Source organism: Mesorhizobium sp. CC13 (assembly GCF_039907765.1).
Classification (GTDB): domain Bacteria; phylum Pseudomonadota; class Alphaproteobacteria; order Rhizobiales; family Rhizobiaceae; genus Aminobacter.
Genome location: NZ_JARDJI010000011.1, coordinates 125,566 through 140,322, shown reverse-complemented (window position 1 = coordinate 140,322; position 14,757 = coordinate 125,566). Strand labels below are relative to the sequence as shown.

Sequence of the window (14,757 nt, the reverse complement as noted above, 5' to 3'; positions counted from 1 at the left end):
TCTCATTCCGTCCCACCCCCCTCTGTCCTGCCGGACATCTCCCCCGCAAGGGGGGAGATTGGCAGCGTCGGCGTCTCGCCCGAGGCTTCCATGCCGCAAGGGATTTGAGGGTTTGACCGGCCTCATACCCCCACCCCTAACCCCTCCCCACAAGGGGGAGGGGGACTTGCTTGCCGCCCTGCGGCCAAGATCGCCAACGGTTGGCGCGTGACGGCGGTGCCGCAGAATCCCCCTCCCCCTTGTGGGGAGGGGTCAGGGGTGGGGGTCGCTTCACATGCGATTTGCCGGCTCGACGCGGGGTTACGCGTTTGTGGGAGCGACGAACGGCGACATGTGAATTGAGTCCGGCAAAAAAATCGCCAGCCCGTGGAAAAGCTGTCCATCCACGAAGACAGACATCACGGCATGGATCCTGGGGGCTCCGCGACGGAGCTTCGCTCCTGCTCCGCCCCAGGATGACGACCGCGCGTTGGCGATTGGCCAACCTCCAAAGCCGTTATGAAGAAAGACCCGTGCCGGGTTTCGTGCAAGGGTGCCTCTCCCCGCCCCGCAAACAGTTTCCGACGACGGAAAGTTTTTCTTGCCAGGCCGAAATGCCCGGGATAGTTTCCAACTACGGAAACTGTTGAGACATCCCTCGATGACGACGCTGACGCTCTACATCCATCCCCTCGCCTCGTTCTGCCACAAGGTACTGATCGCCTTCTACGAGAACGGCACCGACTTCCGCCCGGTGACGGTCGATCTCGGCGATCCTGGCTCGGCGGCGCAGCTCATGGAAAAATGGCCGGTCGGCAAGATCCCGGTGCTGCACGACGCGGCGCGCGACCGCGTGGTGCCGGAAACGAGCATCATCATCGAATATGTCCAGCGGCATTATCCGGGACCGGTGCAGCTCCTTCCCGCCGTCGAAGACCGGTGCCTCGACGCCCGGCTGTGGGATCGCTTCTTCGATCTCCATGTCGGCGTGCCGATGCAGAAGATCGTCACCGACCGGCTGAGGCCCGACGGCGGCAATGATGCGATCGGCGTCGCCGACGCCAGGCGCGCGCTCGACACGGCCTATGCGGTGATCGAAACGCAGCTCGAGGGGCGGACATGGGCAACCGGCGACGCCTTCACCATCGCCGATTGTGCCGCGGCACCCGTGCTGTTCTTCGCCTCGATCGTGCATCCGTTCGGCGGCGGCCAGGACAAGCTCGCCGCTTATTTCGAACGCCTCGTGGCGCGGCCGTCGATACGGCGCGTGATCGCCGAGGCGAGGCCGTACTTCCCGCTGTTCCCCTATCGCGAGGCCATGCCGCAACGTTTCCTGGCTGGGGAGGTGTTGCCATGATCGAAGCCGCCCCGCTCGACCGCATGTTCACCGCACTCGCCGATGCGAGCCGCCGCGGCATGGTCGAACGGTTGAGCCTCGGTCCAGCCACGGTCAAGCAGCTGGCCGGCCCGACCAACATGGGGTTGCCGTCGGCCCTGAAGCACCTCAAGGTGCTGGAGGACGGCGGCATCGTCGTCTCCCGGAAGGTCGGGCGGACACGCACCTTTTCGATGCAGCCGGACGCCTTCCGTGAAATGGACGAATGGGTGCGGGCGCGCAAAGCCACCATGAACATGGCCTTCGACCGGCTTGCCGAAGCGATGAAGGCGTTTCCCGAGGAGGACGGCACGTCATGAACCCGGTCCGGCACACCACCTTCGTCATCGAACGCGAGTTGCCGGCGAGCCCGCGACATGCCTTCCGCTTCTGGTCGGACCGGGAGCTCAAGCGGCGCTGGAATGACTGCCATCTCGACTGGCGCGTGCTGGAAGATACGTTCGACTTCCGCATCGGCGGCATCGAGGGCAAGCGCTGGCGCATGCCGGACGGGGCCGAGCTGACCTTCCGCGCCGACTATTTCGACATCCTGCCCGGGCAGCGCATCATCTACGGCTTCGAGATGAGCATGGGTGGAGAGCGCATCTCGGCCTCGCTCGCGACGCTCGAATTCGCGCCCGGCGGCGCGGGGACGCAGATGAAATACACCGAGCAGCTGGCCTTCCTCGGCGGGGCCGACGCCATGGCCGCGCGCATCGCCGGCACCGGCGACGGCTTCGACCGGCTGGTGGAGCTGGCCGAACGGGGCACCGCCAGCGTGAACTGAGCGGGGCGGCCAGGAACGGGGCCGCTATCCGCCGTTGACCAGATCGAGGATGAGCCGGTGGACATTGCCGCCGTCGCTCATCTCGACACGGTCGAAGTCGCTGCTCTTCCGGCGCTGGGCAAGCGACAATTCGGCGAGCCGCTTGGTGAGCTCGGTGCGAACCTTCTGGCACTTCGGATCGGCCGGCGCCGAGAAGCCGATGCTGACCGCCTCGATGGCCCTGACCATCTCCTTGATGTGCTCGCCATGCACCTGCTCGTGCTTGTAGACGCCGGCGGCGAAGACGTCCCAGTTCTTGCGGACCGCGGCCGGCAGGCCGCCGGACGGTTTTGGCAGCCGGTAGGTGACGATGAGCTTGGGCGTGGCCGAGACCAGCGTGCAGGCACCGTCGGCCTGCGGCTCGTATTTGCGCTGCCAGGTCAGCTTGAAGTCGGTGTAGGCGATGGTGCGCATGCCGTTGCCGGCCTTCGGGCCGCTCTCGCCGATCGAGGCGTAGAGTTCGGGGCCGGTCTTGCCCGAAATGGCATAGGGCTCGATCTTCTCGACCGGCTTCCATTCGGCATGGGCGGGCGCGCCGGCAAGACAGGCCGCAAACAGGATCGATCGGAAAACGGTCTTCACGCGGTGTCCCCTGCCGGAAAGCTCTTGCCCATGCCTCATAGCGGCAACCGGCAGGCGATGGCTAGACCAAGACGGCGCCGGCGATCCGGCGCCGCCGTTGCCCCGGCGTCAGATGGTCTTGCCGTTGGAGGCGAGGCGGAAGCTCTCGCGCCCGCCGTTCGGCACCACCACCAGCTGCTTGACCTTGCCGGCCTTGAAGGCGGCGAGGAAGCGCGGGTAGTCGGCGAAGGCGACGCAGCCGTGCGATTCCTCGCGGCCGCCGCGCAACAGGTAGCTGTGGGTGAGGAAGCCGTCGCGGCCGTATTTGTTCTTGCCGTCGACGGGCAGCATGCGGATCGCCTCGACGCCGTGGAAGCGGGTTTCGCGCATCCTGAGATTGTAGGTGTGCGGCGGGGTTGGGCCGTTCATCTTGACGTTCACGTAGCGCGGGTTGTCGGCCATGTTGCCTATGCCCGAATGCGCCTCGAGCACGCTGCCGTCGGGCATGTAGACCTTGGCGGCACTGATGTCGTAGACGGCGACACCGTTGCCGGCCCGCGCCCCACCACCGCCGAACAGGCTCCGGAGCGACTGGCCGAGGCTGCCGCCGCTCTTCTTCTGCGCCGGCTCGTCGGGCCGCGCAGTGGCGACGGCCTGCGGCTTGGCCGGTTCGGCTTCGCCGGCCTTGCCGGCAGCAGCCTTCGGATCGGCCAGCGGCTCCGGCCGGACATCGGCCTGGCCGGCGCGAGGGCTGGGCTGCGGCAGGGGACCATTGGACGGCGTTTCTTCATAGACCGGCACCGCCGCGGCCGCATCGGCCTCGGCATCCGGATTCTGCGCGGCGGCGGCAGGGTCTGCGCCTTCCGGGCCGACCAGGAGGGTGGAGAGCGCGGTGCCGGCGTCGGCGCCTGCCGCGGGACCGGCATAGGCGAGCAGGGTCTGGGCCCCGGCGGCCGCCGACGAGGCGAACCGGTCCGCGCCGGGGACTTCGGCGACTTCCCCCGGATTGTCGGTGTGCGCGAACAGGGCGGCGAGCTTTTCGGAGGTCAGTGCCGCCTCCCGGACGACGGCGTCGAAGCGCGTCGCGTGGCCGATCTCGGCATGGCGGGCGGACTTGCCGAGGCTGCCGGTGATGCTGGCGGCGATGACGGGATGCGCCCTGGAGATGACCGGGCGCGATGCCTTGTCGGTGCTGACATAGGCGACCGGCGCCTGCACCTTGGCTTGCTTCAGGGTGTGGTGATGCTGCCTGGGCACGAGCTGGCCCGGACCGAAGGCGGCGGAGCTGCCGACCGCCACCATGCCGGCCACCGACCACACGGCGGCGCCCGCAAAGGCGGTGCCCAGGGAGGTGATCAGCAATGGACGCAACAGACGGCGCAATGACTGTGCAGGAACGATCTTACTCAAACGCGTACCAAACCGGTAAGCCGGCACAGGCCTTCGGATCGACGGGCGACCGTGGCTGCGAGACTTCCGGATTGTCCCCAACTTTGACCAGTGACTGACAAAGGGTGGACAAATATGGTTAAATTTTGCTTGCCGGCGTCGGCGATTGTCCGGGTCCGGCACCTGCAGGGGCCAACGGCCAGCGGCTGGCGGTCGGCGAACGTCGCTCCGCCGGGAGCGGTGCGGGCGGCAGCGCCGCCCTGCCCTAGTCGGTGAACTCGACCGGCACGCCCGCCTTGACGATCTTGGCGAGTTCGCGCGCGTCCCAGTTGGTCAGGCGCACGCAGCCGTGGCTAGCGGTCTTGCCGATCTTGGAGGGTTCGGGCGTGCCGTGGATGCCGTAGGTCGGCTTGTCGAGCGCGATCCACACCGAGCCGACCGGACCGTTCGGCCCCGGCGGGATGGTCAGGATCCTGTCGTTTTCGCCCTGCTTGAAATTGATCTTGGGGTTGTAGGTGTAGTTGGGATCGAGCGCGACGCGCGACACCGCGTGGATGCCGGTGGGCGAAGGCGTGTCGGTCGAGCCGATGGTCGCCGGATAGGCGGCGACCAGCTTGCCGGCCTCGTCATAGGCGCGGACCTGCTTCAGGCCCTTGTCGGCGACGATGCGCGCCACCGGCCTGTTCACCAGCTTGCCGAAATTGGCGACCTTGATGATGGTGCCCGGCCGGTTGAAGTTGGCCTCCGGGTTGAGCGCCTTGAGATAGGCCTCGTCCATGTGGAAGCGCTCGGCCAGCATCTCGGGCACGGAGGTGAAGCTCATCCGCTCGAGCTTGGCCTTCTCGCCGTAGTCCTCGGGGATCGAGGCGACATAGGGGCCGGCGGCGTCTTCAGGCGTGATGGTGTAGGAGCCGAAGGCGTCGCCGCCGCTCTCGGCCAGCGCCTGCCTGATGCCTTCGGCGTCGGTGGATTTCAGGCTCGTGCCGGTGAGCTCGTTGTAGGCGGCCAGCGCCTTGTCGACGTTGGAGCCGAAGCGGCCGTCGATGACGCCGGGCGAGGCGCCGGCGCGGTCGAGCAGGACCTGCAGCGACGCGATGTCGTCGCGCCCGCGCACGGCGATGGAGGGCTCGATCGCCTTTTCGGTGATGGTCGGCGGCTCGCGCACGGCGAGCTGGTCGTCCGTGCCGGGCAGCGGCTCGCGCTCGACGACGCGCGGCCCGGGCGCCTCGGGGAAGGCGTTGGGATCGTTGTAGTAGTCGTCGCCGTAGGGATCGGAGGGCTGCGCCGGATAGTCGTCGGAATAGCCGCCGCCGTCGACCGGCCCATCGAGCAGGACGTCGCCGTCGCGGTAGTCCTCGCGCAGTTCCTGCCGGCGCGTCTCGCGGCGCAGCGCCTCGCGGCTCATGCGCGAGCCGGGCGGCTGCACGGCGACGACCTTGCCGGTGTAGGGATCGACGATGACGCGGTTGCCGCGGCCGTCGTAGAAGACCTCGTAGTCGCCTGCCTGCGCCAGCATGACGGCGCCGGCAGGCGACGCGGCTTCGCCGCGACCGTCCTCGGGCATGACGGAGCCCGCCGCATGCCCTGCCGACACGCCGGCCAGAAGGGCCGACAGCACGATGATCCTGCGCAACATGGTCGCCGTTCTCTCCGGTAACTGGCTTTCCAATGCCTGTGCGGGCGAAGCGTTCCGCCGCCCGCTACTCCTTATTCACCAAACTGGTTAACCCTTCCAACATGAACCGGGCATGAAAATGGCCGGCACCGCGGCAGCGGCGGCAGGCGCTAGAGCGGGAGGCCAAGGTCCTTGCGCACCGCCCTGGTAAGCTTGGCCGCAATGAGGCGGTGGCTCTCGCGCAGGTAATCCTTGAGCGCATCGGCATCCATGCTCTCGCCGCTGCGGCGCTGGATCCACTTCATGCCGCGCGAGGCGAGATAGGGCGCGGGCCGGAGCCCCGGCTGCTCCTTGAGCACGTCATAGGCCATGTCGGAAACCTTGAAGGTGACGGCGAGGCCCTCGCCGTCGCTCCAGCCGCCGATGGCAAAGACCTTGCCGCCGACCTTCCAGACATGCGCGCCGCCCCACTGCACGACATGGGTGGTGTGCGGCAGCGCGGCGCAGAAGCCGTTGTATTCGTCGAGAGTCATCTTAACCCCACGGCCTGTCGACCCCCACTCCGCCTCGCTACGCTCGGCACCTCTCCCCCGTTCGACGGGGGAGAGGAAAAACCCAGGGCTCTTAACTGCTCAACGCTTGCTTCGACCTTTGGCGTCCAGTCTTATGCAGCCTCTTCCGTCACCACGCCCGCCTTGGAGCGGAAGTTGAGCCGGTCGGAACCCGCCGTGATCTTGACGGTCGAGCCGTCGAGGATCTCGCCGCCGAGGATGCGCTCGGCGAGCGGGTCCTGCAGTTCCTTCTGCATGACGCGCTTGAGGGGACGCGCGCCATAGGCCGGATCGTAGCCCTTGTGCGCCAGCCACTCGATCGCGTCGGGCGCAAGCTCGAGCGTGATCTTGCGGTCGGCGAGCAGCTTCTCCAGCCGCTTGAGCTGGATCGCGACGATCCTGCCCATGTCCTGCTGGCGCAGGCGGTGGAACAGGACGATCTCGTCGATGCGGTTGTAAAACTCTGGTTTCACACTCGTTTTGACTATGCCCAAGACCTGATCGCGGACAACATCGACGTCCTGATCTTCCCCCAAGCCGACCAGAAGCTCTGCGCCGAGGTTCGACGTCATGATGATCAGCGTGTTGCGGAAATCGACCGTGCGGCCTTGACCGTCGGTCAGGCGGCCATCGTCGAGCACCTGCAGCAGCACGTTGAAGACATCGGGATGCGCCTTCTCGATCTCGTCGAACAGCACGACCTGGTAGGGCCGGCGGCGCACCGCTTCGGTCAGCGTGCCGCCCTCCTCGTAGCCGACATAGCCGGGAGGCGCGCCGATCAGCCGGGCGACCGAGTGCTTCTCCATGAACTCGGACATGTCGATGCGGACCATCGCATGCTCGTCGTCGAAGAGATAATCGGCCAGTGCCTTGGTGAGTTCGGTCTTGCCGACGCCTGTCGGGCCGAGGAACATGAACGAGCCGATCGGCCGGTTCGGGTCCTGGAGCCCTGCCCGTGCCCTGCGCACGGCCTTGGAAACCGCCTGCACGGCTTCGCCCTGGCCGACGACGCGGACGCCGAGCTCGTCTTCCATGCGCAGCAGCTTCTCGCGTTGGCCCTCGAGCATCTTGTCGACCGGGATGCCGGTCCAGCGCTCGACGACATGGGCGACGTGGTCGGGCGTGACGGTCTCCTCGACCATAGAGCCACGGCTTTCCTGGGCCTCGGCTTCGACGAGCTTCTTTTCGAGCTCGGGGATGCGGCCATAGGCAAGCTCGCCCGCCTTCTGGAACTCGCCCTTGCGCTGGGCGATGGCGAGTTCGTTGCGGGCTTCGTCGAGCTTGCCCTTGAGGTCGGCGGCAAGGCCGAGCTTTTCCTTCTCGGCCATCCACTGGGCAGTCAGCGTGGCAGATTCTTCCTCGAGCCCGGCCAGTTCCTTCTCCAGCCTTTCGAGCCGGTCGCGCGAAGCGTCGTCCTTTTCGAGCTTGAGCGCCTCGCGTTCGATCTTGAGCTGCATGATGCGGCGATCGATCTCGTCGAGCGCCTCGGGCTTGGAATCGATCTGCATGCGCAGCCGCGAGCCGGCCTCGTCGACGAGGTCGATGGCCTTGTCGGGCAGGAAGCGGTCGGTGATGTAGCGGTTCGACAGCGTGGCCGCGGCAACCAGCGCCGAGTCCGAGATGCGCACCTTGTGGTGCTGCTCGTACTTCTCCTTGAGGCCGCGCAGGATCGAGATGGTGTCCTCGACCGTCGGTTCCTCGACGAAGACCGGCTGGAAGCGGCGGGCAAGGGCCGCGTCCTTCTCGACATGCTTGCGGTACTCGTCGAGCGTGGTGGCGCCGACGCAGTGCAGCTCGCCGCGCGCAAGCGCCGGCTTCAGCAGGTTGGACGCATCCATCGCACCGTCGGCCTTGCCGGCGCCGACCAGCGTGTGCATCTCGTCAATGAACAGGATGATGCCGCCGGCGGCCGCGGTGACCTCGGAGAGCACGGCCTTCAGCCGCTCCTCGAACTCGCCGCGATACTTGGCGCCCGCGATCAGCGCGCCCATGTCGAGCGCCATCAGCTGCTTGTCCTTGAGGCTTTCCGGCACGTCGCCGTTGACGATGCGCAGCGCCAGCCCCTCGGCGATCGCCGTCTTGCCGACGCCGGGCTCGCCGATCAGCACAGGGTTGTTCTTGGTGCGCCGCGACAGCACCTGGATGGTGCGGCGGATCTCGTCGTCGCGGCCGATCACCGGGTCGAGCTTGCCGCTCCTGGCGTCCGCGGTGAGATCCCGCGCGTATTTCTTCAAGGCGTCGTAGCCCTGCTCGGCACTCGCCGAATCGGCGGTACGACCCTTGCGGATCTCGTTGATCGCCTGGTTGAGCGCCTGGGCGGTCACGCCTGCCTTGGCCAAAATCTCGGCGGTCTTGGCCGACTTCTCGACGGCGAGCGCGGTGAGCAGGCGCTCGACGGTGACGAAGCTGTCGCCGGCCTTCTTGGCCATGTCCTCGGCGGTCGAGAACACCTTGGCGAGGGGCTGCGCGAGATAGAGCTGGCCGTTGGCGCCCTCGACCTTGGGCATGGCCTTGAGCGCCGCCTCGACGCCGAGGCGGACGTCGCGGGCCTTGCCGCCGGCGCGTTCGATCAGCGAGGCGGCCATGCCTTCCTCGTCGTCGATCAGCACCTTGAGGATGTGCTCGGGCGTGAACTGCTGGTGGTTGTTGGAAAGGGCGTAGGTCTGCGCGGACTGGATGAAACCGCGCACGCGCTCGGAATACTTCTCGAGATTCATATCTGTCTCCACTCCGTCGCCGGCCCGCTTAGCGGCACCGGTCTGGTTCAAGGTGACGGGTCCGCCCAATCGGGCCGGACCCTGCTGGGCGTGATATGGGGAGTAGGACGATATCCCTCAAGGAGCTTTGATCGAAGTCAAAAAACAAAAACGGCGAGATTTTCATCCCGCCGTTCGCAATCATTTGCAATGCTTCGAGACAGTGCTTCGCCGGGCTGGCGATGCCTGCATCAACCCTCGACGGTGGCCGGCGCCTCGCTGCCAGCCTCGGCCTCGGCGGCAGTCTCGCCACGGCGCGGGCGACGGGTGCGGCGCGGAGCGGGAGCAGCCTCGCCCTCTGCCGCGGCGGCAGGCGCGGCCTCGGCCACGGGTGCCGCCTCGGCGACGGCGGCCTCGGGCGCTTCCACCGCGGCGGCTTCGGCCGGTGCGGCAGCGACCTGCGGCTGGTCGTTGTGGCGGCGCTCGCCGCGGCGGCCCTCATGGCGGTTGCGGCCGCGTTCACGGCGTCCCTCGCGCGGCTGCTGGCCTTCGGCGGCTTCCGGGTTCAACGCCACTTCGGCGGGCGTGCCTTCGATCTCGGGCTGCGGGCCGGTACCGTTGGCGACCGGCAGCGGTTGCTGCTGCACGGGCTGAGATTCGGCGGCGTTGCCGACCGTTTCCTCGTCGCGCTCGTCATCCAGGTCGGCGTCGAAGTCGTCGCGGGCCTGCTGCTGGTGTTGGATCGGCATCTGCGCCAGGGCGGCGGCAATGATGCGATTGTAGTGCTCGGCGTGCTGCAGGTAGTTCTCGGCCATCACGCGGTCGCCGGAACTCTGCGCGTCACGGGCGAGGGTTGCGTATTTTTCGGCGATCTGCTGCGCGGAGCCACGAATCTTGACGTCTGGACCGTTGCTCTCGTAGTTGCGCGTGAGGGGATTGGGTCCCTTGCGGTTGTTATTGTTGCTATTGTTATTGTTGTTGTTGCGCCCGCGCATGCGCCTGTTCTGCTGTTGTGGCCTCATCAGATTCTCTTCGTGTTGAAATCTTGCTCCGAACCGCTGCCCTTCCGGAAACAGCCGGTTCGTGTTCTTCCGCTGGTGTTCGCCCGCATAGCCTGCGCTGGCGCCACATGCCGTCCTTTGTCGGTTACATGTCTGCCGAACGATCCCCGCACGAAGCTAGAGCGTCGTCTACGCAAGAAGGCAGCAAGTTTCCTTGGGAAACCGAACGTAAAGAGTACTGCCTGCTTCGTCTCATCCGGTCGCCCGGAACCTAGCGGCATTCACATTCCTTGCCAAGCGGTTTTTTGCGGTGCCGCAAGGCCTTTCACCGACTGAACACGAGCACGCGGTCATTGCCGCCCAAGTCCTTGTGCTGGGCGATCAGATGATAGCCGGCCCGCTCGAATATATCGGTCACGTCGCGTCGCTGGTCGTGTCCTATCTCAAGGCCGACGCAAGCGCCCTCTTCGAGGTGGCGTGCGGAGCCCGACGCGATGGCTCTGTATGGTTCGAGACCGTCCGGGCCGCCATCCAGCGCCCGGCGCGGATCGAAGTTGCGAACCTCGTGCTGCAAATCCTCGATCCCTGATGAGGGAATATAGGGAGGATTTGAGACGATTAAATGGTAGCGGCCGGTAATTCCGGCGAACCAGTCGGATTTTTTTGCCGTGAACCGCGCGGCGACGCCGAGACTGACGGCGTTGGCCGCGGCGGTTGCGAGCGCATCGTCGGAGACGTCGACGCCGGTGGCGACCGCATGCGGCTCCTGCGCCAGGAGCGCCAGCGCGATCGCACCGGTGCCCGTGCCGAGATCGAGGATGCGGCACACGCCTTCGCGCCCAGCCGTGTCGCGGACGAAGGGCAGCACGGCGTCGACCAGGGTTTCGGTGTCGGGGCGCGGCTCGAGCGTCTCCGCCGAAAGGCCGAGCCGCATGCCGTAGAACTCGCGGTAGCCGAGGATGCGGTGCACGGGCTCGCCGGCAATGCGGCGCTCGAGGGCGGCTTCGACCGCGCGGGCGGTTTCGGCCGGGACCGGCGCATCGGGACGCAGCAGCGCATCGGTGCGGGTGGTGGCGGAAAAATGCTCGACGATCAGGCGGGCATCGAGGCCGGCATCGGAGATGCCGGCGGCGGCAAGGCGGCGGCGGGCGGCGAGGTGGAGTGCTGCAAGCGTCTCGGCAAAGGCGCTCATGCAGCCACCCTGCCCGCATGGTCCGCTACGAAGACACCCCCACCCCTAACCCCTCCCCACAAGGGGGAGGGGGACCGGCTCGCCGCCGTCTCACTCAGAATCGTCGCCGGCCGGGATGATGAAACTGTTGTGCCGCGAAGTTCCCCTCCCCCCTGTGGGGAGGGGTCAGGGGTGGGGGTACACTGACGCAGGCGCATTACCCCGCCCTCGGCCTCAGGCATCCGTGCCCATGTCCGCCAGCAGCTTCGACTGGTGGTCGGCGATCAGTGCGTCGACGACTTCGTCGAGTTCGCCCATCATGACCCGGTCGAGCTTGTAGAGCGTCAGGTTGATGCGGTGGTCGGTGAGGCGGCCTTGCGGGAAATTGTAGGTGCGGATGCGCTCGGAACGGTCGCCCGACCCGACCTGCGACTTGCGCGACGAGGAGCGCTCCTCGTCGGCGCGGCTGCGTTCCATGTCGAAGAGGCGGGCGCGCAGGATCTGCATGGCGCGTGCCCGGTTCTGGTGCTGCGACTTCTCCGCCTGCACCACCATGATGCCTGTGGGCAGGTGCGTGATGCGCACCGCCGAATCGGTGGTGTTGACGTGCTGGCCGCCCGAGCCCGAGGCGCGCATGGTGTCGATGCGGATGTCCTCGGCGCGGATCTCGATGTCGACCTCCTCGGCCTCCGGCAGCACGGCGACCGTGGCGGCGGAGGTGTGGATGCGGCCGCTGGCCTCGGTCGCCGGCACGCGCTGGACCCGGTGCACTCCCGATTCGAACTTGAGATGCGCGAACACGCCCTTGCCCGAGACGCCGGCAATGATTTCCTTGAAGCCGCCGGCATCGCCGTCGCTGGCGGAAACCACCTCGAAGCGCCAGCCGCGCGAGGCGGCGTAGCGCTCGTACATGCGAAACAGGTCGCCGGCGAACAGCGCGGCCTCGTCGCCGCCGGTGCCGGCGCGGATTTCGAGGATGGCGTTCTTTTCGTCGGCGGCGTCCTTGGGCAGCAGCAATATCTGGATCTCGTGCTGCAGCCCTTCGATGCGGTCCTCGACCTCGGGCTTGTCCATTTCGGCCAACGCGCGCATCTCGGCGTCGGTGCCCTTGTCGCCGAGCATGGCGTCGAGGTCGGCCAGCTCCTGCTCGGCGCCGCGCAGGGCGCGGATCTTGCCGACGAGATCCTGGATGTCGGAATATTCGGACGCCATCTTGACGTAGGCGTCGGGGTCGGGGCCGGCCGCCATCTGCGCTTCGAGCATGTCGAAGCGCTTGACGACTTGGTCCATTCGGTCGCGGGGCAGGGAAATCATAGGGGTATGGAACGGTCGTCCGCAAAGGCCTGAAGCAGCGCGCGCATCGGCAGGCTGGCCGCAGGGCCGGAAAGGTTGTCGTCGAGGAAGGACTTGAGTTCCCCGACGGGGAGTTCGGTGAGCATCGCCTTGACCGGGCCGATGGAGGCCGGCGACATGGAGATGGAGCGGTAGCCGACGCCGATCAGCGCCATGGCCGAGATCGGCTTGCCGGCGAGTTCGCCGCACAGCGTGACGGGCGTGTGGTTGCGCGCGCCGGCATCGGCGATCTGCTTGAGCACGCGCAGGAACGGCACCGACAGCGGGTCGAAGCGGTCGGCGAGCTGAGTGTTGCCGCGGTCGGCGGCCATGACGAACTGGAACAGGTCGTTGGACCCGACCGAGACGAAGTCGACCGCCTGCATCAGCTCGTCGAGCTGCCAGAGCAGCGACGGCACCTCGATCATGGCGCCGAGCTTGAGGCTGGTCGGCAGGTGGTGGGCGAAGCGCGACAGATGCCGCACCTCGCGGTCGATGATCTCGCGCGCCTGGGCGATCTCGGCGAGTTCGGTGACCATCGGCAGCATGACCTTGAGCTCGCGCCCGCCGGCGGCCTTGAGCAGCGCGCGGATCTGGGTGCGCAGCAGGCCCGGACGGTCGAGGGTGAGGCGGATGGCGCGCCAGCCGAGCGCGGGGTTCTCCTCCTCCTGCACCGAGCCCTTGAAGTAGGGCAGCACCTTGTCGCCGCCGATGTCGATGGTGCGGAAGGTGACGGGACGGCCCTTGGCCGTGTCGAGCACGTCGCGGTAGAGCTTCTCCTGCGCCTCGGCGCGCGGGAAGGTGGAGGCCACCATGAACTGCAGCTCGGTGCGGAACAGGCCGATGCCGGCGGCACCCGCCTCGGCAAGCTGCGGCAGGTCGACGGCGAGGCCGGCGTTCATCAAAAGATCGACCTTGACGCCGTCGGCGCTCTCGGACGGCTTCTTGCGCAGCTCGCGGTAAAGCTCCTGCCGGCGGGCGCGGAAGCGCACCTTCTCGGCATACGCCGCCTCGAGGTCGGGCTGGGGCCGGAGGTGGATCGTGCCCTCGTCGCCGTCGACGATGATCGGGTCGCCGTTCTCCGACATGGAGACCGCGCCCTTCATCTGGCCGGCGACGGGAATGCCCATGGCGCGCGCCACGATGACGACGTGGCTGGTCGGCGCGCCGTCCTCCAGCACCAGGCCGCGCAGCCGGTCGCGCGGATAGTCGAGCAGCTCGGCAGCGCCCATCGAGCGGGCGACGATGATGGCGTCCTTGGGCAGCGAGGCTGCGATGGTCTCGGGGCCGCGGCCCATCAGCTGGCGCAGCAGCCGGTTGGCGAGATCGTCGAAATCGCTCATCCGCTCGCGCAGGTAGGGATCGGTCATATGCAGCATGCGCGCGCGCATGTCGCTCTGCACCTTCTCGACCGCGGCCTCGGCGGTCAGGCCGTTGCGGATCGCCTCCTCGAGGCGGCGCACCCAGCCGCGGTCGTTGGCGAACATCCGGTAGGCTTCGAGAACCTCGCGGTGCTCGCCCTCGAAGGCGACGTCGCGGCGCGACAGCATGTCGTCGATGGAGAGCCGAAGCGAGCCGAGCGAATCCTCGAGCCGGCGCATCTCCTCGTCGCTGTCCTCGTTGAACAGGTTGGTGACGACGATGCGCGGCTCGTGCAGCACGACATGGCCGAGGCCGACGCCCTCGTTGAAGGAATTGCCGGTGAACGAGGCCGGACGGGTGAGGTCGAGCTCGAGGCCGGGACGGCTCAGCCTTGCGATGTCGCCGGAGGCGATCATCTCGGCGATGACCATGGCGGTGGTCTCGAGCGCCTCGACCTCGTCGTCGCGGTAGTGGCGCATGGTCTTGTTCTGGACGACGAGCACGCCGAGGGTGCGCCCTGCCCTCAAGACCGGCACGCCGAGGAAGGAATGGTAGATCTCCTCGCCCGTCTCCGGCAGGTAGGCGAAGGCGGGGTGTTCCTGGGCATTGGACAGGTTGAGCGCGCGCGCGCTCGCCGCGATCGTGCCGACAAGGCCCTGGCCGAGGCGCAGCTGGGCGAGGTGGACCGCGTTGGGGTTCAGACCGACGGTGGCGTAGAGTTCGAGGACGGAGTCGGCGCGAAGCACATAGAGCGAGCAGACCTCGGCCACCATGTTGGCGGCGATGTCGCGCACGATCCTGTCGAGCCGCTCCTGCGGTTCGAGGGGCTCCGCCATCAATTCGCGGAGCCGTTTCAGAAGTACGCGAGGCCCTGCGGCCATGTCACGCATCATTCACCG

12 protein-coding genes are annotated in these 14,757 nt (G+C 67.3%); 3 read left to right on the top strand and 9 right to left on the bottom strand.

All coding sequences use genetic code 11. The features are described 5' to 3' along the window. Positions 1-640: 640 nt before the first annotated feature. From PV773_RS16225 to PV773_RS16215, 3 genes are read left to right on the top strand one after another with little or no spacing between them, the layout of a single operon-like run. On the top strand, positions 641-1,336 hold the full coding sequence (locus PV773_RS16225) for a glutathione S-transferase family protein (RefSeq protein WP_347967340.1): 696 nt from the start codon (positions 641-643) through the stop codon (positions 1,334-1,336). After that, positions 1,333-1,674, top strand: a complete 342-nt coding sequence (locus PV773_RS16220) for a metalloregulator ArsR/SmtB family transcription factor (protein WP_347967339.1) — start codon at positions 1,333-1,335, stop codon at positions 1,672-1,674. The genes PV773_RS16225 and PV773_RS16220 overlap by 4 nt, the downstream gene beginning before the upstream one ends. Further along, positions 1,671-2,141 (top strand): SRPBCC family protein, encoded by a 471-nt coding sequence (locus PV773_RS16215; protein ID WP_347967338.1) that lies wholly within the window; start codon positions 1,671-1,673, stop codon positions 2,139-2,141. Before PV773_RS16220 ends, PV773_RS16215 begins: the two co-directional genes overlap by 4 nt. A gap of 24 nt (positions 2,142-2,165) precedes the next feature. On the opposite strand, the gene PV773_RS16210 is transcribed toward PV773_RS16215, so the two are convergent. From PV773_RS16210 to ptsP, 9 genes are all read right to left on the bottom strand, one after another. Beyond that, positions 2,166-2,762 carry a DUF922 domain-containing protein gene (locus tag PV773_RS16210; protein ID WP_347967337.1) on the bottom strand — a complete coding sequence of 199 codons (597 nt, stop codon included), beginning with the start codon at positions 2,760-2,762 and terminating at the stop codon, positions 2,166-2,168. Between the two features lie 108 nt (positions 2,763-2,870). Further along, positions 2,871-4,103 (bottom strand): DUF2778 domain-containing protein, encoded by a 1,233-nt coding sequence (locus PV773_RS16205; RefSeq protein WP_347967336.1) that lies wholly within the window; start codon positions 4,101-4,103, stop codon positions 2,871-2,873. A 292-nt stretch (positions 4,104-4,395) separates the two neighbouring features. Further along, positions 4,396-5,766: a L,D-transpeptidase gene (locus PV773_RS16200; RefSeq protein ID WP_347967335.1), complete on the bottom strand. Its 1,371-nt coding sequence runs from the start codon at positions 5,764-5,766 to the stop codon at positions 4,396-4,398. A 149-nt stretch (positions 5,767-5,915) separates the two neighbouring features. Then, on the bottom strand, positions 5,916-6,278 hold the full coding sequence (locus PV773_RS16195) for an MmcQ/YjbR family DNA-binding protein (RefSeq protein ID WP_347967334.1): 363 nt from the start codon (positions 6,276-6,278) through the stop codon (positions 5,916-5,918). 131 nt (positions 6,279-6,409) lie between these two features. Then, the gene (gene clpB, locus PV773_RS16190) at positions 6,410-9,013 is read right to left on the bottom strand and encodes an ATP-dependent chaperone ClpB (protein WP_347967333.1); all 2,604 of its coding nucleotides are present in this window, start codon (positions 9,011-9,013) and stop codon (positions 6,410-6,412) included. Positions 9,014-9,243: 230 nt separating this feature from the next. Continuing rightward, positions 9,244-10,014, bottom strand: coding sequence for a DUF4167 domain-containing protein (locus PV773_RS16185; protein WP_347967332.1), 771 nt, complete (start codon positions 10,012-10,014; stop codon positions 9,244-9,246). A gap of 304 nt (positions 10,015-10,318) precedes the next feature. Further along, positions 10,319-11,185, bottom strand: coding sequence for a peptide chain release factor N(5)-glutamine methyltransferase (prmC, locus tag PV773_RS16180; protein ID WP_347967331.1), 867 nt, complete (start codon positions 11,183-11,185; stop codon positions 10,319-10,321). Positions 11,186-11,398: 213 nt separating this feature from the next. Beyond that, positions 11,399-12,478, bottom strand: coding sequence for a peptide chain release factor 1 (gene prfA / locus PV773_RS16175; protein WP_347967330.1), 1,080 nt, complete (start codon positions 12,476-12,478; stop codon positions 11,399-11,401). Next, complete coding sequence (gene ptsP / locus PV773_RS16170) at positions 12,475-14,748, bottom strand: phosphoenolpyruvate--protein phosphotransferase (protein ID WP_347967350.1); 2,274 nt, start codon at positions 14,746-14,748, stop codon at positions 12,475-12,477. The genes prfA and ptsP overlap by 4 nt, the downstream gene beginning before the upstream one ends. Positions 14,749-14,757 lie beyond the last annotated feature (9 nt).

What these genes read in the sequence shown, in the direction of transcription:
- PV773_RS16225 (WP_347967340.1), top strand. Translation starts at nt 641, where the DNA reads ATGACGACGCTGACGCTCTACATCCATCCCCTCGCCTCGTTCTGCCAC.
- PV773_RS16220 (WP_347967339.1), top strand. Translation starts at nt 1,333, where the DNA reads ATGATCGAAGCCGCCCCGCTCGACCGCATGTTCACCGCACTCGCCGAT.
- PV773_RS16215 (WP_347967338.1), top strand. Translation starts at nt 1,671, where the DNA reads ATGAACCCGGTCCGGCACACCACCTTCGTCATCGAACGCGAGTTGCCG.
- PV773_RS16200 (WP_347967335.1), bottom strand. Translation starts at nt 5,766, where the DNA reads ATGTTGCGCAGGATCATCGTGCTGTCGGCCCTTCTGGCCGGCGTGTCG.
- PV773_RS16195 (WP_347967334.1), bottom strand. Translation starts at nt 6,278, where the DNA reads ATGACTCTCGACGAATACAACGGCTTCTGCGCCGCGCTGCCGCACACC.
- clpB (WP_347967333.1), bottom strand. Translation starts at nt 9,013, where the DNA reads ATGAATCTCGAGAAGTATTCCGAGCGCGTGCGCGGTTTCATCCAGTCC.
- PV773_RS16185 (WP_347967332.1), bottom strand. Translation starts at nt 10,014, where the DNA reads ATGAGGCCACAACAGCAGAACAGGCGCATGCGCGGGCGCAACAACAAC.
- prmC (WP_347967331.1), bottom strand. Translation starts at nt 11,185, where the DNA reads ATGAGCGCCTTTGCCGAGACGCTTGCAGCACTCCACCTCGCCGCCCGC.
- prfA (WP_347967330.1), bottom strand. Translation starts at nt 12,478, where the DNA reads ATGATTTCCCTGCCCCGCGACCGAATGGACCAAGTCGTCAAGCGCTTC.
- ptsP (WP_347967350.1), bottom strand. Translation starts at nt 14,748, where the DNA reads ATGCGTGACATGGCCGCAGGGCCTCGCGTACTTCTGAAACGGCTCCGC.